Consider the following 24,389-nt stretch of genomic DNA (forward strand, 5'->3'; position numbering starts at 1 on the left):
CGACGCGATCAGGTCTTGGTGATGTCGACGTCCTTGGTCTCGGGGACAAAGATCAGGCCGACGATGAAGGTCATCGACGCGATCGCAATCGGGTACCAGAGACCTGCGTAGATGTTGCCCGTCGCGGCGACCAGCGCGACCGCAATCGGCGGCAGCAGACCACCGAACCAGCCGTTGCCGATATGGTAGGGCAGCGACATCGAGGTGTAGCGGATCCGCGTCGGGAACAGCTCGACGAGGGCCGCCGCGATCGGGCCGTACACCATGGTCACGAGGATCGCGAGGTAGGTCAGGACGAGGATCAGCAGCGGCATGTTGATCGCTGCCGGATCGGCGCCCTTGATCGGATAGCCTGCTTCGCCGACCGCAGCCGTCACGGCGCTCGTGAATGCGGTGCGGGCGGCCGCGAAGGCCTTGGGATCGGCGCCGGCGCCGTTCACGGAGTCGAACGACTTGTTGCCAACGACAACCTTGGCCAGGCTGCCGGGCGCGCCGGCCTCCAGCTTGAAGTTCACCGACGATGCGATCAGCGCGTTGCGGGCGACGTCGCAGGAACTGGTGAACACCCGGCCACCGACCGGGTCGAACAGCACGTTGCAGTCCTTCGGGTCGGCGACGACCGACACGGGCGCATTGGCCAGTGCCTTTTCAAGCGCCGGGTTGGCGGCCGTCGTCAGCAGGCTGAAGGCGAAATGATAGGTCAGGGCGCCGAGCAAGCAGCCGGCCAGGATGATCGGCTTGCGGCCGATCTTGTCCGAGAGCCAGCCAAAGAACAGGAAGCCGACGGTCGCAATCGCGAGTGCGATGATGAGTGCAATGTCAGCCGAGTTCGCCGGAACCTTGAGCGTGTTGACGAGGAAGACGCGTGCATAGAACTGCCCGCCGTACCAGATCACGGCCTGACCCGCGGTGAGGCCGAGCAGGGCGATCAGCGCGTATTTTCCGTTCTGCCAGTTGCCGAAAGATTCCGACAGAGGTGCCTTGGAGCCCTTGCCTTCGTCCTTCATTTTCTGGAACAGCGGCGATTCCGACAGCTGCATGCGGATCCAGATCGAGATGCCGAGCAGCACGATCGACAGCAGATAGGGATAGCGCCAGCCGCCCGAGAGGCCCGGATCGGCGAATGCCTCAGGGCTCATGCTGTTGCGGACGATGTAGACCACGAGCAGCGACATGAACAAGCCGATCGTCGCGGTGGTCTGAATCCACGACGTGTAGAAGCCACGACGGCCTTGCGGTGCATGCTCGGCGACGTAAGTTGCCGCGCCACCGTACTCGCCGCCGAGGGCGAGACCTTGCAGAAGACGCAGGCCAATGAGGATGGTCGGGGCCAGCCAGCCGATCGTCTGATAGCCCGGCGTCAGGCCGACCAGGAAGGTCGACATGCCCATGATGGTGATGGTGACGAGGAAGGTGTATTTGCGGCCGACGAGATCGCCGACCCGGCCGAACACCAGCGCGCCGAGGGGGCGAACCAGGAAGCCCGCCGAGAAGGTCAGCAGCGCGAAGATGAACTGCGTGTTGGCGTCGAATGCCGAGTAGAACGCCTTGCCGATCTGGGCTGCGGTCCATCCGTAGAGATAGAAATCATACCATTCGAACACAGTACCGAGTGAAGATGCGAAGATGACCTTCTTCTCCTCGCCGGTCATTCCCCGCGTCCCGACGCCGCCGGCGGCCGCTGCCATTGTCATAGTTGTCTCCCCGAATGTCGTTTCCTCGCGCCCCGGATATCCGGCCATGCCGGATCAACCCAGGCCTTGACTGCAAGGTAACATCGGCGTGAAACCGGCCCCAATACGACTTTCGGCTTTGCGCACTGACGCGCAGCTGACGGCCCGGTATCAGGCGCTGGCAGCCGGCCGCGAAGGTTGCGGATTAACCCCTTTCCCGCAAAGGGATAATGTGTACTTGCATGCCACGGCCGCTCGGGGAAGAATTGACCCGCCGCGGCATCGACTCGCCGGCCGGTCGCGAACGACAGCAAGAGAACGATGAACGCTCCTTCGACCCATCTCGTCATTGCCGATGATCATCCCCTGTTCCGCGATGCGCTGCGGCAAGCGGTGGCGGGCGTCCTGACCTCGGCCAGGATCGACGAGGCCGGATCGTTCGAGGATCTGACCAAGCTGCTGGAACAGACCTCCGACGTCGATCTGGTCCTGCTCGACCTCTCGATGCCCGGGATCTCAGGCTTTTCCGGCCTGATCTATCTGCGCGCGCAATATCCGGCGATCCCGGTGGTGATCGTCTCGGCCTCCGACGACAGCGCCACGATCCGCCGCTCGCTCGATTTCGGCGCCTCCGGTTTCATCCCGAAGCGGTTCGGTGTCGAGACCTTGCGCGACGCCATCCTCAAGGTGATGGAGGGCGACGTCTGGGTTCCCGCCGACACCGACCTCTCGGCCGCCGCCGACCCCGACATGACAAAGCTGCGTGATCGCCTGGTGACGCTGACGCCGCAGCAGGTGCGGGTGCTGATGATGCTGTCGGAAGGGCTGCTCAACAAGCAGATCGCCTATGAGCTCGGCGTCTCCGAGGCCACCATCAAGGCGCATGTCTCGGCGATCCTGCAAAAGCTCGGCGTCGAGAGCCGGACGCAAGCCGTGATCGCCGCGGCGAAGATCGCCGGCGGCCAGTGGAAGCAGGGCAGCCCGACGGGGTAGCACTTTCGCCACCAGCGAAATGCGGCGCGAGGCTGCGAAGGCATGTCTGCGATTTGAAACACACGTTGGAGAATTGCGCTGCCGCCCCTTGCTCCGTCATTGCGAGGAGCTCGCGACAAAATTGCGAAGCAATTTTGCGCTGATGCGACGAAGCAATCCAGAATCCCTCCGCGGAAAGACTCTGGATTGCTTCGCTGCGCTCGCAATGACAATGGGGAAAGAGCGGTGTGCCACATTCACTCTCGTGCCCCGGCGCGCAGCGTAGGGCCGTAGGATGGGTAGAGCACTTGCGAAACCCATCATGTTTCCGCGCGGATGGATCCGTGATGGGTTTCGTTGCGCTCTACCCATCCTACGAGCCTCGAAGGAGGACGGAGCGCGCCCTACAATGTCTGCAACAATTCGTCGGCGCTTTCGATATCCGCTGTCTCAGCCCCCTCGGCAAAGCCTTCGCGTGTCAATCGAAGCAACTGCGCGGCTTCCGCGCGCCGGCCTCGGCCGGCAAGCAACCGCGCGAGATCGCGCGCGGCCCGCAGCTCCCAGGCCTTTGCGCCCGTGCGGCGGCTCAAATCCAATGATTGCACGAAGTGGGCTTCCGCTTGCGCGGATTCGGGCGCCGGAAGCGACAGCAGGACGCTGCCTTTCATCCGCAGCAGCTCCGGCATGTAGAGATGATCGCCGCTTTGCGCGACGAGGCGGATCGTGTCGTCGATCAGGCGTGCGCCTTGCTCGACCTGTCCGAGCGCCAGCAAGCCGTGAACCAGCGCGATATTGAACGTCGTGGTGAGCAGCTCGTAGCCTGCGTCGTGAAGCTCGCGCAGACAGCTGCGTATCGTCTCGACGCCGCCTGCGGCGTCGCCGCGCCGGATCGCCAGCTCGCCTTTGACGCCCCGGCCGACCGCGAGGTAAGGGCCCATCGAGCGCGATTCGGCATGTGCGATGAAACGATCGATGTTCGCTTCCGCAGCCTCGAGGTCTCCGCTCCAGAGATCGATCGAGACCGCCCAGATCAGCGCAATGCAGAGCGTGATCGGGTGATCCATCTGCGCGGCTTCCGTGACCGTCTGGCGCGCCAGCTGCCGCGCATCCGCGGGCCGGCCCTGCAGCCACAGCTCGCGTGCGAGCGAAATGCCGGCCCGGTTGCGATGATCGAAGCCGTGGACCGTGCTGATCCGCTCCGTGCCCGGCCCGTGCCAGGCGGCCTCCAGCATCCTCAGCGCGCCAGGATGCTCGCCGGCGAGATGCAAGGACACACCCAGCAGCGATTGGGCGAGGGCGATGGAGGCGGCATCGCCAAGTGTCTCGGCAACTGCGAGGCTCTGCTGCGCGTAACCGAGCGCGGCGTCGAACTGTCCCATCCGCTCGTGGAAGATGTGCATGCGGCCGAGCAGCTGGAGCTGGTTCGGCGCGTCGCCCCGCGCCTCGGCGATCGCAAGGCTTCTGCGCAGCGCCGCAAGCGCCGCTTCGCTGCCGCCGCGCGTGAACATCAAGGTCAGTCCGAGGGCTGCCTGGATGTGCATTTCCTCGACGCTGCCGCGCGAGGATGGATCGATCGCAAGCAGCGCACGTTCCGACCAGCGCCGGCATTCGATCAGTAGCGACATCGCGAGGAAGATCGGCGCCGCCGCAGCGGCAAGCGCAATGCCGATACACGGATCGCCGTTCGCGCCGAAGCACCAGTCGAGGGCGGCGCGCACATTGTGGAGCGCGGAGAAATGGATCGCGCGTTCGTCGGCACTCGGCACCGTCGCCCATGTGGTGCCGGCCTGCTCCAGCCATCGCCGGTAATAGGTCGCGTGACGGGCGGCAAGCGCGGCATCATCAGGCTCGATCTCGCGCAGATAGGCCCGAGTCGTGTCGAGCAGACGGTAGCGCATCATGGCGCCGACGGGACGCGGTGCGACCATCGACTTGGCGACGAGACTGTCGATGGCGTCGAACAGGCGGGCGCGGTCGACGCGGTCGTCCGGCACGATGTCGAGCGCGGCATCGATGGTGAAATGGCCGGCGAAGACCGCAAGTCGGCGCAGCACGAGGCGCTCGGTGTCGGACAGAAGCCCGTAGCTCCAGTCCAGCGTCGCCTGTAATGTCTTCTGTCGTGGCGGCGCGGTGCGCCGGCCCTGCCAGAGCAGATTGAGGCGCTCGTCAAGCAACGCCGCGGTCTGCTCAAGGCCGTAAGCTTCGACCCGGCCGGCGGCAAGCTCGATCGCCAGCGCCACGCCGTCGAGCTGACGGCAGATTCCCGCGACGATCGCAGCATTGCGATCGTCGAGCGCGATCTCCGCGCCGCTGGCCGAGGCGCGTTCGAGGAAGAGCTGAAGCGCGGGATAGGTCTGTGCGGTCGCCGCCGTCAGTCCGGGATTGTCGGGCGGAACCGCAAGCGGCGCCAGCCGATAGACCTGCTCGCCCTCGACGCGCAGGGCCTCGCGGCTCGTGGCGAGGATATGGACGTGAGGTGCGGCGTGAAAGATTTCTGCCGCCAGCGGTGCTGCGGCTGCGATGACGTGCTCGCAATTGTCGAGGATCAGCAGCATCCGCTTGTCGCGAAGATGCGCGAGCAGCGCCGGCAGCGGATCGTCGGTCTGCGCCGGCAGGCCCAGCATCAGCAGGATCGACGTGATCACGAGCTCGGGATCGCTCAGAGCAGCAAGATCAACAAAGTGTGCCGCGTCAGAAAATGTTTCGAGCAGGTCGTGAGCGATCGCCACCGCAATTGCGGTCTTGCCGACGCCGCCGGGGCCGACGATCGTGACGAAGCGCGAGGTGACGAGCCTATCCGACGCGGCGGCGATCGCGTCGTCGCGTCCGACCATCCGTTGCAGCCGGTTCGGCAGTTTCACCAACTGTGGGTCCACCCGCGGCGCGGGGCGCCGCTCCATGGGGATCTCCACGTGCGAGATCGGCGCCACGAAGCAATAGCCGCGCCCCGACAGCGTGGTGATGTAGCGGGCGCCGTCCTTGCCGTCGCCGAGGGCTTTACGAAGCGCTGCGACGTGAAAGCGCAGATTGGTTTCCTCGACGGTGAGGCCGGGCCACACCAGCGCCATCAGGTCCCATTTGCCGACGACCTCGTTCGGCCGCGACATCAGCGCGATCAGCGTGTCGAAGGCTTTCGCGCCGAGCGGCAGCGCGACGCCATCGCGCGTCACGAGTCTCTCGTGTGGCGTCACGGTAAATGGTCCGAACGACAGGGTTCCCGTTGCAGTGCCGGCCGATTCAGTCATGCAGAATCCTGGTCCTTTCGAAGGGACCGGATAGCCAGATGCTCGCAATACGGCAAGGCCGCTGCTGCATCGGGATCAGACCGCGGACGCAGGCCTCGCGAGGAGATGCAAGCCGGGTGCTCACAATATCTCACAAGTCCAAACGGGTGTCTTCCGGCTGCCGCTGATAGTCAGTTGCGTGACGGCAAGGAGACTTTCATGACGCAATCGGCACAACTGCTCTATACGGCCAGAACCCACACCAGCGGCGGACGACAGGACGGCACAGCGCGTAGCTCCGACGGCCGCCTGGATGTCAAATTGTCACCGCCGGGCGGTGCAGGCATCGGCACCAATCCCGAGCAATTGTTCGCGGCCGGCTGGTCGGCCTGCTTCGAAGGCGCGATGGAGAAAGCGGCCCGCAAGCGGAAAATCGTGCTTCCGAGAAAAAGCGCGATCGATGCGGAAATCGATCTCGTGCTCGACGAGGGGGCTTATTCGCTTCGCGCGCGCCTCAAGGTCAGCCTGCCGGGCCTCGACCCCGAGATCGCGCGCGGCATCATCGATGACGCGCACCAGACCTGCCCATATTCGAAGGCCGTCCGCGGCAACATCGACGTCACGGTCGCGCTGATCTGACGCACCCGCACCAACCCACAATCAACAAGGTAGCAACATCATGAAGCAGATCATCGACCAGCATCGCCGCAAGTTCTTTGGCGTCGCCGCAGGAACCGTTGCCGTCGGTCTCGGCGTCGTCGGCCTCGCTCGCGCCGAAAACGAAGCACCGAAGTCGTCCGCATCGAATGCGTCCTTCGGCCCGATCAAGCAGATCGACGCCGGCGTTCTCAACGTCGGCTATGCCGAGGCAGGTCCGTCGAACGGCCCCGTGGCGATCCTGCTGCACGGCTGGCCCTATGACATCCACGCCTTCGTCGACGTCGCGCCGATCCTGGCCAAGGCGGGCTATCGCGTGATCATCCCTTATCTGCGCGGCTACGGCTCGACGCAGTTTCTCTCCAGCGAGACGCCGCGAAACGGCGAGCCCGCCGCGCTGGCTGTCGACATCATCGCGCTGATGGACAAGCTCGACATCAAGAAGGCTGTTGTCGCCGGCTTCGACTGGGGCGCGCGCACCGCCGACATCATCGCCGCGCTGTGGCCGGATCGCTGCCGCGCGCTGGTGTCGGTCAGCGGCTATCTGATCTCCAGCCAAGCCTCCGGCAGCGCGCCGCTGCCGCCGGCGGCCGAGCTGCAATGGTGGTACCAGTTCTATTTCGCGACCGAGCGCGGCCGCGCCGGATACGAGAAGTACACGCATGATTTCGCAAAACTGATCTGGAAGTTGGCATCGCCGCAATGGAAGTTCGACGACGCGACCTTCAACCGGAGCGCGGCGGCGCTGGACAACAAGGATCATGTCGCGATCTCGATCCACAATTACCGCTGGCGGCTCGGGCTCGCGCAGGGCGAGGCGAAGTACGAGGAGATCGAAAAGAAGCTCGCGGCGACGCCTGTCATCAGCGTCCCCACGATCACAATGGAAGGCGACGCCAACGGCGCGCCCCATCCCGAACCGAGCGCCTATGCCAAGAAGTTCTCGGGCCGGTACGACTTCCGCCTGATCACCGGCGGCATCGGTCACAATCTGCCGCAGGAGGCGCCGCAGGCCTTTGCCAAGGCCGTCATCGACGCCGACGGCGGCGCCTGAGGTGCTCACATGCAATCGCAATTCGGTGAAGCGCCATGACGACAATGAAATCCGACAAGACCAAATTTCCAACCACCACGACGATGATCGTACTGGCGGCGCTCCTGCTCGTCGTCGTCCTGACCTGCGTGCCGTATCTGGGCACGATCGCTTTCGCGCAGGCGCCCGCCGCGGCGGACGCCTCGCCGATCTTCGGTGTCACGATCCCGCAGGGCTACAAGCAGTGGGAGCTGATCGCACCGGCCGAAGAGGCAGCCCCGCTCGATGAGCTTCGCGCCGTCCTCGGCAACCAGACCGCAATCGACGCCTATCAGGCGGGAAAACTTCCGTTCCCGGATGGCACGATTCTGGTCAAGCGTGCCTGGAAGCGGAAGCAGTCACCGGAATTCGCATCCGCGACGGTTCCCGGCGCTGCCACCACGGTCCAGGTGATGGTCAAGGATTCCAAAAAATACGCCGCCACCGGCGGCTGGGGCTTTGGCCGCTTCATCAACGGCAAGCCGGTCGACGAGGCCCAGCACCGCACCTGCTGGGGCTGTCACGAAGCCCGCGCCAAAAGCCGCGATTACGTCTTCACCCGGCTCGCGCCTTGAGACATTGCAGAGGCTAGCATGAAAACCTGGTTCATCAGCGGCAGCTCTCGCGGGCTTGGCCGTGCCATCACGGAAGCCGCGCTCGCAGCGGGAGATCAGGTGGTTGCCACTGCCCGGGACCTCTGGTCGCTCGAGCCGCTGTGTGAACGTTTTGGTGAAAGACTACGGCTCGCAAAGCTCGACGTCACCGATGAGGCCGCTGCGCAAGCGGCTGTTGACCTCGCCGTGACGGCGTTCGGCCGCCTCGATGTCGTCGTGAACAACGCCGGTTACGGCGATCTCGGATCGGTCGAGGAGACGAGCCTGGAGTCGTTCCGGCGGCAGATCGAGGCCAATCTGATCGGCACTATCATCGTCACCAAGGCGGCGATCCCCGTGCTGCGTCGACAGCGCCGCGGGCACATCATTCAAGTCTCGTCGGTCGGCGGCCGGATCGGCGCACCGGCACGCGCCGCCTATTCGGCTGCAAAATGGGGGATCGAAGGCTTTTCGGAATCGCTGGCGCGCGAGATGGTCCTGATCGGCGTCCACGTGACGCTTGTCGAGCCCGGCGGCTTCCGGACGGGCTTTGCACAGCCCGCGCATGAAACGGACCAGGGTCGGGCGGAGTACGACGCCGTCGTCGGCGCCGCCGTCAGGATGCAGCGCGATTACGACGGCCGTCAGCCCGGCGACCCGGCCAAGGCTGCCGCCGTTATGCTGAAGCTTGCGAACATGGATCGCCCACCTCTGCGGATCGCGCTCGGCAGCGACGCCGTGAACGCGATCGCAGCCACCGATCGCCAGCGTCTCGAAGAATTGGAGAGGTGGCGCTCGCTCAGCGTCTCGACCGATTACTGACAGCGTCTCATTCTGCCGCCACCATCTGCTGCGTGCGCCACTGTCCGAGCAGGGCGCGCAGCGAGGCCGGCTTCACCGGCTTGTTGAGCACGGCGATCTTCTCGTCGCGTGCAGCGACCTGCACGGCAGGGCTGCGATCGGCGGTGATCAGGATCGCCGGGATGGTGTCGCCGAAGCGGCGGCGGATGTCGCGAATGGCGGCGATGCCGTTGCCGCGGTCGAGGTGATAGTCGACGAGTAGGCCGGTGATGCGCTTGCCGGCGGCTTCGATCGCGGCGATCGCGCCTTCGGGATCGGCGACCGCGATGACCTCGGCTCCCCAGGCCTTCAGCAGCGTGCGCATGCCGTCGAGGATCGCCGCATCGTTCTCGATGCAGACGATCAGCGCGCCCGCGATCGGCGTGCGCGCCAGCGGCGTCGCGCTGGTGACGGCGGCGGTGAGGGTGATCGCCTTCGCCGTCGGCACCGTCACGGAGAAGACCGAGCCGCCGCTTTTGTTGCCGTCGATGGCGATGCCGTGCTTGAGCACGCGCGCCAGCCGTTCGACGATCGACAGTCCAAGACCGAGGCCGCGCGCAATGCGCGCGCCTTGCTCGAGACGGTGGAACTCCTTGAAGATCTCGCCGCGCTTGACCGGCGGGATGCCGACACCGGTGTCGTAGACGCAGATCTTGAGCGAAGGGCCCTGGCGGCGGCAGCCGACCAGCACGCGGCCGCGCGGGGTGTATTTGATCGCGTTGGAGATCAGGTTCTGGAGCAGGCGCCGCAGCAGCAGGCGATCGGACTCGACCGGCAGCGAGCAGGGCACGAAGGCGAGCTCGAGGCCCTTGGCGCGCGCGATCGGCGCGAACTCGATCTCCAGCGACCGCATCAGATCGGCCATCTTGAAGCTCGAGATCGAGGTCGCCATTGCGCCCGCATCGAGTCGTGAAATGTCGAGCAACGCGCCGAGGATCTCCTCGATCGCCTGGAGCGATTCGTCGATGTTCTCGACCAGCCGCGTCTCCTCGCCATTGTGCTGGCGCTCGACCAGGCTCGTGACATAGAGCCGCGCCGCGTTCAGCGGCTGGAGGATGTCGTGGCTGGCGGCGGCAAGGAAGCGCGTCTTGGAGATGCTGGCGTCCTCCGCCGTGCTCTTGGCCAGCGCCAGTTCGGAATTCAGCCGGGTCAGCTCCTCGGTGCGGTCGCGCACGCGTTTTTCCAGCGTCGCGTTGGCGCGCTCCAGCGCTTCCGCGGCCTCGAAGCTGGGCGTGACGTCGGTGAAGGTGATGACGAAACCGCCGCCGGGCATGCGGTTGGTCAGAATCTCGATCACCATGTGGCGGTCGGGTAGGCGCTCGAGATAAGGCTCGCTGTCGGTGGTGTAAGCCGCGAGCCGACGCTCCAGCATGACTTCGCGTTCGACCGGATCGTCCGGCTCGCTCACACCCATGAATTCCAGGATTTCACGCAATGGCGTGCCGAACTGGATGAAATGCGGCGGCACGTTCAGGAGATCGCCGAACTGCCGGTTGGAGCAGATCAATTGCAGATCGGCGTCGAACACCGCGATGCCCTGGCGCACATGGTTGAGCGCGGTCTGGAGGATCTCGCGGTTGAAATGCAGCGCGGCATGGGAATCGTCGAGCAGCTTTAGCGCGGCTTTCGCCGACACGGTCCGCTTGCGCAGCAGCAGCGACATCACGAGGCGCGAGGATGCAGCGCCGATCGAGGAGGCGATCAGGTGCTCGGCATGCTGCAACAGCTCGAAATCAGCGGGCGCGGCGGACTCGAGCCGTACATTGCGCCGCGCCGAGAAGGCCTCGAACGAATGACGGGCGCGATCGGGCCCGAGATATTGTGCGACGGTGGTCTGGATGTCCTGCACCGTGACGGTGGTGCGCCAGCGGCGGAAGCTCGGGGAGATCGGCGCCAGTGTGTTGGGCACGAACAGATCGGCCTGCACGAGCTCGATGGACGATGGCTGCCGGGCCAGCGACAGCAGCACATAGGTGAGGATGTTGAGCGACAGCGACCAGACCACGCCATGCATCAGCGGCGGCAAATCGGCGCCGAACAGCGCTTGCGGCCGCAGCGCTTCGATCCCGAACGGACCGTGCTGGAGCAGCAGGATGCCCGCCGTCGAGGAATCCATGAAGCTCGGAATGAACAGCGTGTAGAGCCACACCGCGAAGCCGACCAGCATGCCGCCGATCGCACCGCGCGCGGTCGCTCGCCGCCACAACAGCCCGCCGAAGAAGCTCGGCGCGAGCTGTGCGATCGCCGCAAAGGAGAGCAGGCCGATTGCCGCAAGCTGGGTGTTGCCGAGTGCGCGGTAGTAGAAATAGGCCATCACCATGATGGCGAAGATCGCAAGCCGGCGCGAACGCAGCAGGAAGTCGCTGAAATCGGCGCCGCCGGTGCGTCCCTCCGGCCGCCGTTGCAGCACCAGTGGCACCACGAGATCGTTCGAGACCATGATCGAGAGCGCGACGCATTCGACGATCACCATGGCAGTCGCCGCCGACAGGCCGCCGACGAAGACGGCGACGCTGAGCAGATCCGCGCCGCCCTCCATGGGCAGTGCCAGCACGTACATGTCTGGATCGGCGGCGCCGAACGGGAAGCTGACGAGACCGGCGAGCGCGATCGGGATCACGAACACATTGATGGCGACGAGATAGAGCGGAAACAGCCAGCGCGCGCGGCCGACCTCGGCATCGCTGGAGTTTTCGACCACGCTGACGTGGAACTGGCGCGGCAGCAGCATGATCGCGCACAGCGACAGCAACGTCATGGTGAGGAAATTGCCGATCGACGGCGAATAGTTGATGGCGCGGACCGCCTCCGGCGTCTTCATCGCGCGCTCGATCAATTCATGCGGCGAGAACATCCAGAAGGTGACGAAGATGCCGGCGGCGAGGAAGGCGATCAGCTTGATGATGGATTCGGTCGCAACTGCCAGCATCAATCCGTGCTGATGCTCGGTGGCGTCGGTCTGCCTTGTGCCGAACAGCACGGCGAAGGCCGCCATCGCCACCGTGACCATCAGCGCCATGTCGCCGAGGATCGGGATATGGGAGAACGCCTGGTCCTCGCTCAGGATGGTTGCGAGCGAGGAGGCAACGGCTTTCAGTTGGAGCGCGATGTAGGGCACCGAGCCGATGATTGCGATCAGCGCCACGGTGGCCGCCACCGCCTGGCTCTTGCCGTAGCGCGCGCCGATGAAGTCGGCGATCGAGGTGATGTTGTGGGCCTTGGCGAGCTGGATCACGCGGCGGAGCACACCGGCGCCGAGCCCGATCATCAGGATCGGGCCGACATAGATCGCGAGGAAGTCGGTCGAGGTGCGGGTCGCAAAGCCGACCGAGCCGAAGAAGGTCCAGGAGGTGCAGTAGATCGCCAGCGAGAGCGGATAGATCAGCCCGGACGCGCGTCCGGCCTTGGCCTGCGAGCGGCGGTCGCCATGGCTCGCCACCAGGAACAGGAAGCCGATATAGCCGAAGGCGGCGGCGATCACGCCCCAGTCGTGTAGCATTGCGAGCGCGCTTCTCCCTGGGCGCCGGCGGCGCCCGGTCTCATTTTCCTGGCAAATCTAGCGCGTTGGGCGGGTGGACGCGACAGCGAAATGCCGAGCTAAGGGCGGGAACTGGGGATGTCGTTAAGGTGCCGGGCAAGCTGCCCGCTCTCCCTCGCCCCGCTTGCGCGAAGAGACGAAAGCCCTATTCCGCCGCCAGCGACTTCTCGCGCAGCGGCAGGCCGAGACGGTCCCACACCTGCAACAGCGCTTCGGCGAGTTGATCGATCAGGCCGTCGTCGTGATAGGGCGAGGGCGTGATGCGCAGGCGCTCGGTGCCTTTGGCGACCGTCGGGTAGTTGATCGGCTGGATGTAGATGCCGTGCTGTTCCAGCAGGAGGTCGGAGGCCTGCTTGCACTTCTCGGCATCGCCGATGAACAGCGGCACGATATGGGTGTCGCTCGACATCACCGGGAGCCCGGCGGCGTTGAGGATCGCCTTGACCCGGGCGGCGCGGTCCTGGTGGCGCTCGCGCTCCCAGCTCGAGGTCTTCAGGTGCTTGATCGCGGCGGTCGCGGCCGAGCAGATCGCCGGCGGCAGCGCGGTGGTGAAGATGAAGCCCGGCGCGTAGGAGCGCACGGCGTCGATGATCTGGCCGTTGGCGGCGATGTAGCCGCCGAGGCAGCCGAACGCTTTCGCCAGCGTGCCTTCGAGAATGTCGATGCGATGCATGACGCCGTCACGCTCTGCAATGCCGCCGCCGCGCGGGCCGTACATGCCGACGGCGTGGACCTCGTCGACATAGGTCATCGCGCCGTACTTCTCGGCGAGATCGCAGATCTTGGCGAGCGGCGCGACGTCGCCGTCCATGGAATAGAGGCTCTCGCAGGCGATCAGCTTGGGCCGGTTTGGACCGGCCGCCTTCAACAGCGCTTCGAGGTCGGCGAGATCGTTATGGCGGAACACTTGCCGCTCGCAACCGGACTGGCGGATGCCCTCGATCATCGAATTGTGGTTGAGCTCGTCCGACAGGATCAGGCAGTTCGGAATGAGCTTTGCGATGGTCGCGATGCCGGTCTGGTTCGAGACATAGCCCGAGGTGAACAGCAGCGAGGCTTCCTTGCCGTGGAGATCAGCGAGCTCGGCCTCGAGCTGCACCAGCGGATGATGCGTGCCGGCGATGTTGCGGGTGCCGCCTGCGCCGGTGCCGACGCGGGTTGCGGTCTCGACCATGGCGCCGACCACTTTCGGGTGCTGGCCCATGCCGAGATAATCGTTGGAGCACCAGATCACGACGTCGCGCTTGCCCTTGGGCGAGTGCCAGAGCGCATGCGGGAACCGGCCGGCGATGCGTTCGAGATCCGCGAACACGCGATAGCGCCGCTCGGTATGGAGACGATCGAGGGCGGAATTGAAAAACTGGCTGTAATCCATCGTCAAACCTGCAACGGAACTGACCAAAGGGCCGCATCTTCTTAGAGCTTTTCCAGCTCTAATGTCTATGCGCTATCCCACATTTGGACCTGCGGGGCATTTGGGCAAAATGCCCTATCGTGCGAATTGAAACTTGATCCTGGTCAAGTTCGCGCGAGGTACGATGTTGCTCTGCAGCATCTGCTGAGGGGCCGTGTCGGCCTGCGCCCGCAAGCGGGGCGAGGCGAAGACAAGGCTCACGTCGTCCTGAATTGCAGCACGCCGTCCTTGGTTTCGGCCCTCAGGCGGCCCTCGACGATCATGTAGTTGACGTGGGCGACGAGTTCGCCGGCGGCGAAACCCATCTGGTGCTCGTCGAGCACGTGCTTGTTGAACACGACAGGCACCAGCGCGCGCGAGGTCTGCGGCTCCTCGCGGCAGGCTTCCGCGATCAGGCGGCAGCGTTCCTCGTGGTGATCGGCGAGCTGCTTGATGCGGGTCTTGAGCCCGTAGAACGGCACGCCGTGGCCGGGCAGCACCAGCAAATCATAGGGCAGGGTGGTGGTGAGGCTCGCGAGCGAGGCCAGATATTCGCCGAGCGAGTTCTGGTCGGGCTCGACCGCCCACACGCTGACATTCGGCGAGATCTTGCTCAGCACCTGGTCGGCGGAGAGGAACAGCTTGTCGTCGGCGCAATACAGCATCACCTGGTCGAGCGCGTGGCCGCCGCCGGTGATCACCTTGAAGCGGCGCGGGCCGATCACGACCTCGTCGCCATGCGAGATGCGGTGGTAGGACGGCGGCAGCACCGACACCTGCTTGAGATAATCCTGGCCGCGGCCGAGCAGTTTTTCGGTGAGCGACTCGTCCATGCCGTGGCGGCGGAAGAACAGCCGCTGCGCGTTGCGACGCTCCTCAGTGCCGCGGTTCTGATGATAGACCGATTGCAGATATTCGACCTGCGACATCACCAGCGGGCAGTTGAACCGCTCGACGATCCACCCTGCGAGACCGACATGGTCGGGGTGCGAATGCGTGACGATCAGGCGCGTGATGTGGACGCCTTTCAGCGGCCCCTCGAACAGTTTTGTCCAGGCCTCGATCGTCTCCTCATTGCCGAAGCCGGCATCGACCATCGCATAGCCGTCGCCATCGGCGAGCAGGTAGATGTTCACATGGTTGAGGCGGAACGGCAGTTTCAGCCGCGCCCACAACACGCCGGGGCGCACCTCGACGACCTCTTCGGGGCCGGGATGCTGGTCCCAGGGATAGCGCAGCGCCTCGGCGGAAGACTGCACGGTGTCGGTTTTTGCGTTCATGCTACCGGCTTAAACCCACAGGCCGCGACGCGCCAGCCGAAAAAGGATGGGCCGTGGTCTCCGCATGGCCGTCATACCGGGGTGTTTTTTCCGTAGCCCGGCACGGCGTCCTTACGCCGCCCGCATGTTGTTGAGGAATGCGTCGATCTCCCCGCGCAGCATGTCGGCCTCGCGGCGCAGCGCGTCGGAGGCGCCGAGCACCTCGTTCGCCGCAGCGCCGGCTTCGGCTGAGGCCGTGGAGACGCCGACGATGTTGCTGGAGACCTCGCTGGTGCCGCCTGCGGCGTGCTGGATGTTGCGGGCGATCTCGCGGGTGGCGGCACCCTGTTCCTCGACCGCGGCGGCGATCGTGGTGGTGACGTCGTTGATCTCGCCGATGATGCGGCCGATGCCCTGGATGGCACCGACTGCAGACGTCGTGACCGACTGCATGCTGGCGATCTGGGTGCGGATCTCCTCCGTTGCTTTCGCGGTCTGGCTCGCGAGGCTCTTCACCTCGGAGGCGACCACCGCAAAACCTCGGCCGGCCTCGCCCGCACGCGCTGCCTCGATGGTGGCGTTGAGCGCGAGCAGGTTGGTTTGCGACGCAATCGTCTGGATCAAATCGACCACGACGCTGATACGGCTCGCGCTGTCGGCAAGGCTCTGCACCGTGGTGTCGGTGGCGCCGGCCTCATCGACCGCCTTCCTGGCGATCGCGGCCGAAGTGACGACCTGCTTGCTGATCTCCTCGATCGATGACGACAGCTGCTCGGTGCCTGATGACACGGTTTGCACGTTGACCGAGGTCTCCTCGGCTGCGGAGGCGACCGCGTTCACCAGCGCGTTGGACTGGTCGGCGGTGGTCGACATGCTCTGCGCGGTCGACTGCATCGAATTGGCCGACTGCGCGAGATTGTCGAGCGCATTGCGCACCGTGCCCTCGAACTCGGCAATCTTCGACGCCATGCGCGCGGCACGCTCGGCCTTGGCGGCGCGGTCCTTGTCCTGCTCGCTCGACATGGCACGGGTCTCGATCATGCTCTCGCGGAATACCTGCAGCGTGTTCGCCATCACCGAGATCTCGTCATTATGGTTCTTGGAGCGGTAGATCTCGGTATCGAGGTCGCCGTTCGCCAGCAGCTGCATCGACTGCTGAAGTGCGCCGATCCGGCGCAGGATGTTGCGGCCGACATAGAGCCACACGAACAGCGCCGACCCGACCAGCATCAGCGCGCCGAGCGCCAGCGTCGCGGTCGTCGCAAGCGAAATCTCCTGGCGCGCCTGGAAGGTCGACGCGTTGGTCTCCTTCTGCACGCCGTCGACGAGCTGCTGCACGCTGATGCCGAGGCCGACATTGAGCTTGCGGGTCTCGTCCAGGATGGTCTGGCCGTAATCGATGGCGTCGAGCTCCTTCTGGCGGATCTTGAACACGCCGGTCTTGCCCTCGCCGAAGGCGAACAGCTTTTGCACGGCGTCGCGCATCGCCTGCATCGAGGAAGCCTTCGGCAGGTCCTCGAGATTCGACTTGACGCGGTCGCGCGTTGCCTTGAATTCCTTCTCGATCACCTCCAGCGTATCGCTGTTGTTGGCCGAGAGCGCCGCCATCATGTCGGCGGCCATCAGATTGCCGTTGGCGGAGACCATCGAGATCTGGGCGACGGTACGGGCAGCTTCGTTGGCATCATCGGCGGAAACGTCCGCGGTGCCGAGGATTGCATTCAGGCGCGTCTGCGCATCCAGCATCGCGGGGCTCGCGGCGCCGACAAAGACGAGCTGGGCCTTGCGCAGCGCTTCATATTGCTTGTCGTGCAGCGCGCCGGTTTCGAGCCGCTCGCGTGCCGCCGAGACCAGGCTCTGGGTCGCTTCGTCGATGCTCTTGGCGGTGTCGCGCAGCGCGGTCGCGATCTGCTTGTCGGCGCCGAGCTCGATGATCTCGCCGAGCTTGGCCATAGCGAGCTGCTGGATGTCCTTCACGCTCTTGGTGCGTTCGTTCAGCGCCTCTTCGGAGGGCGAAGCGAGCAGGCCCGGGCCCTGCGCTGCGAGTGTTGCGCTCTGAGAGGCGAGCTGAAGGCTGGCGGAGAGGCGCGGAATGTCGCGCCCGCTCAGATCCATCATGGTCGCGCCGAGGTGGTTGAACACGAAGCCGGCGCCGGCAGCGATCACGAGGCCCATGCCCGCGATCAATGCGAAGGCGGCGAACAGGCTGCCGCGCACGCCCCATTTCGGCATCTTGAAGCGAGGCTTGAAACGGCCAAGGACACGGCCAAGAAGGCCACCGAGACGGATCGCCATTGAAATTCCCCCACCCATGATCTTTATGTTTTCGCGGCGGAGTATCCTTGCGGCGGGTTAAAAAATCGCAAGTTGCACAATTGCTTGGCCAGTTCCGCAGAGCGAAAAAAGCAAGGGCCGGCAGAGGTGCCGGCCCTTGATGGCGAAAGAGAATGTGGAGGCGCGATCAGTAGCGCGCGACCGTCGAGTTGGCCCAGTTGAAGCGGTAGTTGACGCCCGCCTTGATGGTATGGTCATCGGTGGTGAAGTTGCCCGTGCCCGCCAGCGGACCGCCGGTGAAGTGCGCGTCGCCGAAATTGTAGTACTGGTACTCGGCCTTGGCCGACCAGTTCGGGGCGAACATGTATTCGAGGCCGGCGCCGACGGTGTAGCCGTTACGGTGATCGCCAGTGATGACGAAGGCGGTCGGCACGCCGCCGACAGTCACCTTCTCGTTGTTGTCAGAATAGGCGTAGCCGCCCTTTACGTAGAGCAGGCCCGGACCCCAGGTGTAGCCGACGCGGCCGGTGATCGAGCCGAGGCCACGCTGGTCGTTGGTGTAGGCGATGCCGCCCGGAAACACTGCGCCGACGTTGCCGGAGAGCCAGGAATACTGGCCTTCGACGCCGACCAGGAAGTTCGGGTTGAACTGCCAGTCCGCACCGGCCTGCACGCCGCCGAGGAAACGGCCGTTGCCGTTGTTGCCGGTGGAGAGGCCGCTGAAATTGTTGTCGCTGGAGAACGCGCCGCCGAGATGCGCACCGATGTAGAAACCGGTCCAGTTGTAGATCGGCGCGGCGTAGGCCGGCGCGGGCGCCTTGTAGTAATTGCGGTTGCCGAGATCGGCACCGATCGCCGGCGCGGCTGCGCCCATCGCGAGCAGGGCAACGGTTGCAAACAGAATCTTCTTCATGGTCTTGAACTCCAACACTTAAGGTCCCCGGCAGGCGCTCTCCGCGCCGCGTTGGTTTTGCAGATAGCTCGCTTTTGACGAAAATGCTGTCACATCCGTGGCACAGCAGCAGCCAACCTAACTTATTGGGCTGCAAATGATTTTCGTGCTTAATGGCGGCTTAAGAAGTGGTGAAGGAAGACTTAATCGCATCCGCCTCAGGTAACTTGCGCGCGCATCTCGTTAACCAAGACGGCGTCGCGCTTCGTCGCGCATCTGCTCGCGGAAGGCCGCGCGCTTTGCAGGTCGGTCTTCCTCGCGCACGTCGTGACGATCGAAGATGTCGAACTTCTCCATGATCGGATAGCGTTCGCTCGCCATCGCGAGTACGCGCAGCACCTCGGTTGCCGACGGCGTCGGACCGCTCACCTCCCAGCGCCGGATGGTGTCGGCGCCGCCCTTCTCCGGCAAGCCGCAGAGCCTCGCCATGTCGGCCGCGGTGAGCTTCCGCGCGAGAGCATCGGAGAGGTCGTTGCGGAGCTGCTTCAGTTCGGGGCCGGTCATGCTGCTTGCGTCCAGGGAGGTCACCGATGGCAATGCACTAGCGCTGATTCGGGTCCATCCGAAGGCGGCCAGCGCACGCCCGAGGTGCGGCGCTTCAAGTGCGGCACTTTCGAATGTGCACGGAGTTATGAACAGGAGGCCTATGGAAATCTGCCGATCAAGCAACAAATGGCACAATGGGAGCCGCTAGCTAAGGGATCAGCAATGACAACCTTCAAACTCGCCATTGGCGCACTCATCACTGCCGGATTGCTTGCTGCGCCGTTCGCGGCTGAAGCGAAGAAGCACCGCTCGAGCAGGCATTATTACAACACAAGTGTGGTCGCCCCGACCTATGGCGCTGCCGGATCGCTGGCCGCGCAGCCTAGGGCCTCTTACGGCTCGTCCGGGCAGACGGTCGGGACGGTCACGGCGCCCTCGATCGGAACGTACAATTGGCCGTCGGTCGGCGTGACCAATTCGGTCCCGACCTGGAGCAATACCAACCCGCGGTGAGGCGCGGTCGCGCCAGCCGTCAGTGTTTCGTGCTGCCCTTCTCGATTCCGAACACCAGGCAGATCGTCGTCGCAGGCGCAACCAGCCAGCCTTTCGCATCGGTGATGCGCGCGAGAGATGGCTGCGCTCGCCGGCACGCCAATCGATGACGATGATCGCGAATACGGGAAGAACGAGGCTGGCGACCTCCATCCGGCGTCACCTTCATGCCGAGCATGCGCCGCCATCCTGGGTTGGCGATGCGTGCTCGTCACGCATCAACCGACCGTGCCGCTCGGATCAGCGGGCCTCTGGCCTCAGGCGCCCCGGCCGGTCTGTTGGCCGAGCACGCAGCGCCATCCTGCCAGCCGTTCGGCCGGATGCTGGTTCATCCATTCGGCGAGCTGCGGCGCGCCCATCATGCAGGACTGCATCGAGACGTCAGCAAAGTCCGACGTGGTGACGATCTGCTCGTGGCAATTCGCCGGTGAGGCGAGGCTGCAGAGCACTGCGATGATTTTGATCACGCCAGATTTCCTGCATCGCCGCCGGCCGCGCGACCGATCGCCGCCTTGTCCTGCTGCTCGCCGGCCGGATCAGACGGGAAAATGCTGTCATAGATCGCGCGCGCTTCCTGAATGAGGCGAAGACGCTCGCGCTCCGATTTCGAGACAAACTGAATAACCTGGCCCATATCGGCCTCCAATGGATCGTTGAACCCATCATCAGATGATGGAAATCATTCAAAGCGGAGGTGGGGTGTCGGCCTCTGTTTTTCAGCTGCGAAGACGGTCACGAGGGATAAAAAGCCCGTGACTGCGCCGTTGCCGAGACGGAACGGAATACCGGAGCAGATGCGCCGTCCCTGATGCGGTCAACGTGCACTCCTTGCATGCCGGGACGCCCGCGAGCAGCTCGTCCGGGCAGCGTAACGGAGTGTTGAGACAGGCAAGGTGGCCTTGCTGCGGCACATTTTCGCACGCGTGGCGTTGTCAAATTGCTCAGTGTGCACGGTTCGAAAAGCGAACGGCCGAAGCAACTGAGGATCGCGCCCGAAAGGATGAGCCATGACAACAACAAGACGCTCCATTGCTGCACTTGTCGCTCTCGGATTGGCGGCGGCGCCATTCGCTGCGAGCGCGCAGACGTCGAGAACGGGCGCGCAAACCAGCACGCACAGCACGCCAGGAGCCCCGGTACAGCAAGGCACGGTCGGAAGTTCCGGGCAGACCGTCGGGACGGTGACGGCGCCGTCGATCGGAACCTCCACTCAGCCCTCCGTCGGCGTGACCAACTCAGTCCCCAACTGGAACAACACCAACCCGCCGGCCAAGTAGTAACCGCGATCGCTGCCTCACGCCGCCGGCGCGCGTTCCTTGCGCCCCGGGACCGCCGCAAGCAGCTCGCGCGTATAGGCGTGCTCCGGTGCGGCGAACAGCTGCGCGGTCGGCTTCAGCTCGACGATGGCGCCGCGCTGCATCACCGCGATGCGGTCGCAGATTTGGGCTGCGACGCGCAGATCGTGGGTGATGAACAGCATCGACAACCCCAGCCGCGCCTTGAGATCTTCGAGCAGTCGCAGCACCTGCGCCTGCACGGAGACGTCGAGCGCAGAGACGGCTTCGTCGGCGACGATGATCTCCGGCTCGAGCGCGAGCGCGCGCGCGATACCGATGCGCTGGCGCTGCCCGCCGGAGAATTCGTGCGGATAGCGTTCGAGTGCGCCGGCATCGAGACCGACCATCTTGAGGAGATCGCGGGCTCGATCGAATGCGATCTTGGAGTCGGTGCCAGCCGCGATCGGGCCGTCAGCAATGATGTGGCCGACCTTGCGGCGCGGATTGAGCGAGGCGAACGGATCCTGAAAGATCATCTGGATGCGGTGGCGCTCGGCGCGCAGGGCCTTGCCCGACAGCGAGGTGAGATCGGTCTCGCCGATCCGCACCGTGCCGCGGTCGGCTTCGATCAGCCGCATCACCAGGCGTGCCACCGACGACTTGCCGGAGCCGGATTCGCCGACGAGGCCGAGCGTCTCGCCCTTGAGGATGTTGAAATTGACCTCGCGCGCGGCATCGACGCGGCGGTCCTCGCGAAACCAGCCGCCTGAGGTGACGTAGGTCTTGTCCAGCCCGATCACCTCGACGGCCCTCGCCTGGTCGTCGAGTGGGTCGCGCACTGGCGGGTTCATCGACGGCACGGCGGCGAGCAGCGCCTTGGTGTAGTCGTGCTGCGGCGTATTGAAGACGGCAGCAGAGGGGCCTTCCTCGACGACCTTGCCATGGCGGAGCACCACGACCTGGTCGGCGATATCGGCGACCACGCCGAAATCATGGGTGATGAACATCACCGCCATGTTGCGATTGCGCTGGAGGTTGCGGATCAGTTTCAGTATCTGCGCCTGCGTGGTGACGTCGAGCGCGGTGGTCGGCTCGTCCGCGACCAGCACCGCCGGCTCGAGCGCGAGCGCCATCGCGATCATGATGCGCTGGCGCTGGCCGCCGGAGAGCTGGTGCGGATAGGCGCGCACGATGCGCTCGGGGTCGGGCAGGCCGACCTCGCGCGCCAGCGACAGCGCCTTCGCGCGGCGCTCCCGTGGCGTGAGCAGGCCGTGCGCCTCGAACATCTCCGCCATCTGGTCGCCGATCCGCATCAACGGATTGAGCGCGGTCATCGGCTCCTGAAAGATCATCGCGAGCCTGCGTCCGCGCAGATCGCGCCAACCATCGTCGTCGAGCTTGAGCAGGTCGCGGCCTTCAAACATGATCTCGCCAGACGCGACGTCGACCGTGTCGGGCAAAAGTCCCATCAGCGCATGCGCGCACATCGACTTGCCGGAACCGGACTCGCCGACGACGCAGACGATCTTGCCAGGCCGAAGATCGAGCGAGACGCCGTCGACGGCGAAAGGACGCTCGGCTCCCTTAGGCAGCGCGATCCGCAGATTCTTGATGGAGACGGCGGGCGGGGCGGTCATCATCAGCGCCCCTCCCGGGACAGGCGCGGATTGAGCGCGTCGTTGAGGCCTTCGCCGATCAGGTTCAGCCCGAGCACCGAGATCAGGATCGCGACGCCGGGAAACACGGTGATCCACCAGGCCTGGCGGATCACCGTGCGGCCGGCGCCGACCATGTAGCCCCAGGAGATCAGATTGGGATCGCCGAGGCCGAGGAACGCCAGCGAGGATTCCAGCAGAATCGCGGTCGCCACCATCAGCGAAGCCAGCACGATCACCGGCGACAGTGCATTGGGCAGGATCTCGCGCAGGATGATCCAGGTGTTGCTCTGGCCCGTGACCACGGCGGCCTGGACATATTCGCGCGTGCGCAGGGACAGCACTTCGCCGCGGACGAGGCGGGCGACCGGCGGCCAGCTCACCACCGCGATCGAGGCCACGATCGAATAGATCGAGGGCTGCAGGATCGCGACCAGCACGATCGCGAGCGCGAAGCTCGGGATGGTCTGGAAAAATTCCGTGAAGCGCATCAGGGCATCGTCAGTCTTGCCGCCGAAATAGCCGGCCATGGCGCCGATGGGAACGCCGACGACCAGCGCGACCAGCGTCGAGACGAGGCCGACCAGCAGCGAGACGCGGGCACCAAAGATCATGCCGGCGAACACGTCGCGGCCGAGCGCGTCGGTGCCGAGCGGCACGGTCGAGAGCGTGAACGGCGGCAGGAACGGCCGCTGCACCATGCGCCAGGGTGAGTTCGGGAACAGCATCGGGCCGAACACCGCAACCGAGATCGCGAGGACCAGGATGATGAGCCCGATGACGCCGCTCGGGCTGCGCAACATCGATTTCCAGAACTGTTTCATGACGCGAATTCGATGCGCGGATCGACCAGGCGGTAAACGAGGTCGGTGATGAGGTTGAAGATCAGGACCATGATCGAGCAGGTCACGAAGACGCCGAGCAGCAGATTGTAGTCGCGCTGCAGAAGCGCGTCGTACATCAGGCGCCCGATGCCGGGCCAGGCGAACACGGTCTCGGTGATGACGGCGCCGCCGATCAGCGTGCCGGCATGCACGCCGGCGAGCGTCACCACGGGAAGCAGCGCGTTGCGCAACACGTGGCGGCGCTGGATCACGGCGTCGGAGAGACCCTTGGCGCGCGCGGTCTTGACGAAGTCGAGCCGCTTCACCTCCAGCATCGAGGCGCGCGTCATGCGGGTGTAGGTCGCCATGAAGAACAGGCCGAGCGTCATTGCCGGCATGATCAGGTGCTTTGCGACGTCGACCGCGTGGGCAAATCCGGTGAGATTGGCGCCGACCGTCTCGTAGCCGAAGCTCGGCAGCCAATCCATGGTGACCGAGAACAGCAGGATGCCCATCAGTGCCACCCAGAAGATCGGCATGGCGTAGAAGATCAGCGCGAACACGGTGATGGCGGTGTCGAGGAAGGTTCCGGCAAAGCGCGCGGCGAAGGTGCCGAAGAGAACGCCGAGCATCAGCGAGATCGCGAACGCCGTCAGCGTCAGCAGCAATGTCGCCGGTAGTCGCTCGCCGATCAGCTTTGCGACCGGCGCCTGCTGGCGGAAGGAGAAGCCGAGGTCGAGGGCGACGACGCCCTTGACGTAGATGAAGAGCTGCTCGGGCAGCGGCTTGTCGAGGCCGAACTTTTCCCGGAGCTGCTTGACGAAGACCTGGTCACTGGCCCCGGCTTCGCCCGCCATCACGACCGCGGGATCGCCGGGCGCAAGCCGGATCAGGAAGAAATTGAGGACGACGATCGCGAGCAGGACGATCACGCCCTTCACGACACGCTGGGCAACGAAGGAGAGCATCTTATTAGAGGTTCATATAGGTTGACGCGACCTTTGGCCATTGGGGCGGTGCACTCCCTCGCCCCGCTCTTGCGGGGAGAGGGTTGGGGTGAGGGGCCTCTCTCCACGCACGAGAATGCCGATGGACCGGTACCCCCTCACCCGAATATGCGCTGCGCGCACATTCGACCTCTCCCCGCA

21 protein-coding genes are annotated in these 24,389 nt (G+C 64.9%); 7 read left to right on the forward strand and 14 right to left on the reverse strand.

The window, feature by feature from the left end:
* Positions 1-8: 8 nt before the first annotated feature.
* Positions 9-1,694 carry an MFS transporter gene (locus B5V03_RS14265; protein ID WP_129270917.1) on the reverse strand — a complete coding sequence of 562 codons (1,686 nt, stop codon included), beginning with the start codon at positions 1,692-1,694 and terminating at the stop codon, positions 9-11.
* Positions 1,695-1,994: 300 nt separating this feature from the next.
* On the opposite strand from B5V03_RS14265, the gene B5V03_RS14270 reads away from it, so the two are divergent.
* Positions 1,995-2,666: a response regulator gene (locus B5V03_RS14270; RefSeq protein WP_129270918.1), complete on the forward strand. Its 672-nt coding sequence runs from the start codon at positions 1,995-1,997 to the stop codon at positions 2,664-2,666.
* Between the two features lie 383 nt (positions 2,667-3,049).
* Here the strand turns inward: B5V03_RS14270 and B5V03_RS14275 are convergent, their stop codons facing one another.
* Entirely contained in the window at positions 3,050-5,890 is a 2,841-nt protein-coding gene (locus B5V03_RS14275; protein WP_129270919.1) for an ATP-binding protein, read from the reverse strand.
* Positions 5,891-6,088: 198 nt separating this feature from the next.
* Here B5V03_RS14275 and B5V03_RS14280 point away from each other — a divergent pair, with 198 nt between their 5' ends.
* The 4 genes from B5V03_RS14280 (at position 6,089) to B5V03_RS14295 (ending at position 9,013) form a co-directional block, all read left to right on the forward strand.
* Positions 6,089-6,508, forward strand: a complete 420-nt coding sequence (locus B5V03_RS14280; RefSeq protein ID WP_129270920.1) for an organic hydroperoxide resistance protein — start codon at positions 6,089-6,091, stop codon at positions 6,506-6,508.
* 40 nt (positions 6,509-6,548) lie between these two features.
* On the forward strand, positions 6,549-7,580 hold the full coding sequence (locus B5V03_RS14285) for an alpha/beta fold hydrolase (protein ID WP_129270921.1): 1,032 nt from the start codon (positions 6,549-6,551) through the stop codon (positions 7,578-7,580).
* Positions 7,581-7,663: 83 nt separating this feature from the next.
* Positions 7,664-8,173 carry a cytochrome P460 family protein gene (locus B5V03_RS14290; RefSeq protein WP_164988034.1) on the forward strand — a complete coding sequence of 170 codons (510 nt, stop codon included), beginning with the start codon at positions 7,664-7,666 and terminating at the stop codon, positions 8,171-8,173.
* Between the two features lie 18 nt (positions 8,174-8,191).
* On the forward strand, positions 8,192-9,013 hold the full coding sequence (locus tag B5V03_RS14295; protein WP_129270922.1) for an SDR family NAD(P)-dependent oxidoreductase: 822 nt from the start codon (positions 8,192-8,194) through the stop codon (positions 9,011-9,013).
* Between the two features lie 7 nt (positions 9,014-9,020).
* Here the strand turns inward: B5V03_RS14295 and B5V03_RS14300 are convergent, their stop codons facing one another.
* From B5V03_RS14300 to B5V03_RS14325, 6 genes are all read right to left on the reverse strand, one after another.
* Positions 9,021-12,530 (reverse strand): PAS domain-containing hybrid sensor histidine kinase/response regulator, encoded by a 3,510-nt coding sequence (locus B5V03_RS14300; protein WP_129270923.1) that lies wholly within the window; start codon positions 12,528-12,530, stop codon positions 9,021-9,023.
* Between the two features lie 184 nt (positions 12,531-12,714).
* Complete coding sequence (gene hemA / locus B5V03_RS14305; protein ID WP_129270924.1) at positions 12,715-13,944, reverse strand: 5-aminolevulinate synthase; 1,230 nt, start codon at positions 13,942-13,944, stop codon at positions 12,715-12,717.
* Positions 13,945-14,180: 236 nt separating this feature from the next.
* A complete protein-coding gene (locus B5V03_RS14310) occupies positions 14,181-15,242 on the reverse strand; it encodes an MBL fold metallo-hydrolase (RefSeq protein WP_129270925.1) in 1,062 nt (353 codons plus the stop codon).
* A 111-nt stretch (positions 15,243-15,353) separates the two neighbouring features.
* Positions 15,354-17,516 (reverse strand): methyl-accepting chemotaxis protein, encoded by a 2,163-nt coding sequence (locus B5V03_RS14315; RefSeq protein WP_129270926.1) that lies wholly within the window; start codon positions 17,514-17,516, stop codon positions 15,354-15,356.
* Positions 17,517-17,682: 166 nt separating this feature from the next.
* A complete protein-coding gene (locus B5V03_RS14320; protein ID WP_129270927.1) occupies positions 17,683-18,408 on the reverse strand; it encodes an outer membrane protein in 726 nt (241 codons plus the stop codon).
* 222 nt (positions 18,409-18,630) lie between these two features.
* The gene (locus B5V03_RS14325; RefSeq protein ID WP_129270928.1) at positions 18,631-18,951 is read right to left on the reverse strand and encodes a hypothetical protein; all 321 of its coding nucleotides are present in this window, start codon (positions 18,949-18,951) and stop codon (positions 18,631-18,633) included.
* Positions 18,952-19,155: 204 nt separating this feature from the next.
* On the opposite strand from B5V03_RS14325, the gene B5V03_RS14330 reads away from it, so the two are divergent.
* Positions 19,156-19,446 (forward strand): hypothetical protein, encoded by a 291-nt coding sequence (locus B5V03_RS14330; protein WP_129270929.1) that lies wholly within the window; start codon positions 19,156-19,158, stop codon positions 19,444-19,446.
* Between the two features lie 19 nt (positions 19,447-19,465).
* Here B5V03_RS14330 and B5V03_RS42295 read toward each other — a convergent pair whose 3' ends face one another.
* The 3 genes from B5V03_RS42295 to B5V03_RS14345 all read right to left on the reverse strand — a co-directional run bounded on the left by B5V03_RS42295 (position 19,466) and on the right by B5V03_RS14345 (position 20,131).
* Positions 19,466-19,663 carry a hypothetical protein gene (locus B5V03_RS42295; protein ID WP_245502217.1) on the reverse strand — a complete coding sequence of 66 codons (198 nt, stop codon included), beginning with the start codon at positions 19,661-19,663 and terminating at the stop codon, positions 19,466-19,468.
* A gap of 79 nt (positions 19,664-19,742) precedes the next feature.
* On the reverse strand, positions 19,743-19,952 hold the full coding sequence (locus B5V03_RS14340) for a hypothetical protein (RefSeq protein ID WP_129270930.1): 210 nt from the start codon (positions 19,950-19,952) through the stop codon (positions 19,743-19,745).
* Positions 19,949-20,131, reverse strand: coding sequence for a hypothetical protein (locus tag B5V03_RS14345; protein WP_129270931.1), 183 nt, complete (start codon positions 20,129-20,131; stop codon positions 19,949-19,951). The genes B5V03_RS14340 and B5V03_RS14345 overlap by 4 nt, the downstream gene beginning before the upstream one ends.
* 361 nt (positions 20,132-20,492) lie before the next feature.
* On the opposite strand from B5V03_RS14345, the gene B5V03_RS43020 reads away from it, so the two are divergent.
* A complete protein-coding gene (locus tag B5V03_RS43020) occupies positions 20,493-20,762 on the forward strand; it encodes a hypothetical protein (protein ID WP_129270932.1) in 270 nt (89 codons plus the stop codon).
* Between the two features lie 17 nt (positions 20,763-20,779).
* Here B5V03_RS43020 and B5V03_RS14355 read toward each other — a convergent pair whose 3' ends face one another.
* The 3 genes from B5V03_RS14355 to B5V03_RS14365 are packed head-to-tail and all read right to left on the reverse strand — an operon-like array spanning position 20,780 to position 24,209.
* Complete coding sequence (locus tag B5V03_RS14355) at positions 20,780-22,399, reverse strand: ABC transporter ATP-binding protein (protein ID WP_164988035.1); 1,620 nt, start codon at positions 22,397-22,399, stop codon at positions 20,780-20,782.
* A 2-nt stretch (positions 22,400-22,401) separates the two neighbouring features.
* Positions 22,402-23,241: an ABC transporter permease gene (locus tag B5V03_RS14360; protein WP_129270934.1), complete on the reverse strand. Its 840-nt coding sequence runs from the start codon at positions 23,239-23,241 to the stop codon at positions 22,402-22,404.
* On the reverse strand, positions 23,238-24,209 hold the full coding sequence (locus B5V03_RS14365) for an ABC transporter permease (RefSeq protein WP_129270935.1): 972 nt from the start codon (positions 24,207-24,209) through the stop codon (positions 23,238-23,240). The genes B5V03_RS14360 and B5V03_RS14365 overlap by 4 nt, the downstream gene beginning before the upstream one ends.
* Positions 24,210-24,389 lie beyond the last annotated feature (180 nt).

It is taken from the genome of Bradyrhizobium betae (genome assembly GCF_004123905.1).
In the GTDB taxonomy this organism is placed as follows: Bacteria; Pseudomonadota; Alphaproteobacteria; order Rhizobiales; family Xanthobacteraceae; genus Bradyrhizobium; species Bradyrhizobium betae_A.

What these genes read in the sequence shown, in the direction of transcription:
- B5V03_RS14295 (WP_129270922.1), top strand. Translation starts at nt 8,192, where the DNA reads ATGAAAACCTGGTTCATCAGCGGCAGCTCTCGCGGGCTTGGCCGTGCC.
- B5V03_RS14310 (WP_129270925.1), bottom strand. Translation starts at nt 15,242, where the DNA reads ATGAACGCAAAAACCGACACCGTGCAGTCTTCCGCCGAGGCGCTGCGC.
- B5V03_RS14360 (WP_129270934.1), bottom strand. Translation starts at nt 23,241, where the DNA reads ATGAAACAGTTCTGGAAATCGATGTTGCGCAGCCCGAGCGGCGTCATC.
- B5V03_RS14270 (WP_129270918.1), top strand. Translation starts at nt 1,995, where the DNA reads ATGAACGCTCCTTCGACCCATCTCGTCATTGCCGATGATCATCCCCTG.
- B5V03_RS14320 (WP_129270927.1), bottom strand. Translation starts at nt 18,408, where the DNA reads ATGAAGAAGATTCTGTTTGCAACCGTTGCCCTGCTCGCGATGGGCGCA.
- B5V03_RS14365 (WP_129270935.1), bottom strand. Translation starts at nt 24,209, where the DNA reads ATGCTCTCCTTCGTTGCCCAGCGTGTCGTGAAGGGCGTGATCGTCCTG.
- B5V03_RS14290 (WP_164988034.1), top strand. Translation starts at nt 7,664, where the DNA reads ATGATCGTACTGGCGGCGCTCCTGCTCGTCGTCGTCCTGACCTGCGTG.
- B5V03_RS14280 (WP_129270920.1), top strand. Translation starts at nt 6,089, where the DNA reads ATGACGCAATCGGCACAACTGCTCTATACGGCCAGAACCCACACCAGC.
- B5V03_RS14315 (WP_129270926.1), bottom strand. Translation starts at nt 17,516, where the DNA reads ATGGCGATCCGTCTCGGTGGCCTTCTTGGCCGTGTCCTTGGCCGTTTC.
- B5V03_RS43020 (WP_129270932.1), top strand. Translation starts at nt 20,493, where the DNA reads ATGACAACAACAAGACGCTCCATTGCTGCACTTGTCGCTCTCGGATTG.
- B5V03_RS14300 (WP_129270923.1), bottom strand. Translation starts at nt 12,530, where the DNA reads ATGCTACACGACTGGGGCGTGATCGCCGCCGCCTTCGGCTATATCGGC.
- B5V03_RS42295 (WP_245502217.1), bottom strand. Translation starts at nt 19,663, where the DNA reads ATGCTCGGCATGAAGGTGACGCCGGATGGAGGTCGCCAGCCTCGTTCT.
- B5V03_RS14285 (WP_129270921.1), top strand. Translation starts at nt 6,549, where the DNA reads ATGAAGCAGATCATCGACCAGCATCGCCGCAAGTTCTTTGGCGTCGCC.
- B5V03_RS14355 (WP_164988035.1), bottom strand. Translation starts at nt 22,399, where the DNA reads ATGACCGCCCCGCCCGCCGTCTCCATCAAGAATCTGCGGATCGCGCTG.
- B5V03_RS14265 (WP_129270917.1), bottom strand. Translation starts at nt 1,694, where the DNA reads ATGACAATGGCAGCGGCCGCCGGCGGCGTCGGGACGCGGGGAATGACC.
- B5V03_RS14325 (WP_129270928.1), bottom strand. Translation starts at nt 18,951, where the DNA reads ATGACCGGCCCCGAACTGAAGCAGCTCCGCAACGACCTCTCCGATGCT.
- hemA (WP_129270924.1), bottom strand. Translation starts at nt 13,944, where the DNA reads ATGGATTACAGCCAGTTTTTCAATTCCGCCCTCGATCGTCTCCATACC.
- B5V03_RS14330 (WP_129270929.1), top strand. Translation starts at nt 19,156, where the DNA reads ATGACAACCTTCAAACTCGCCATTGGCGCACTCATCACTGCCGGATTG.
- B5V03_RS14275 (WP_129270919.1), bottom strand. Translation starts at nt 5,890, where the DNA reads ATGACTGAATCGGCCGGCACTGCAACGGGAACCCTGTCGTTCGGACCA.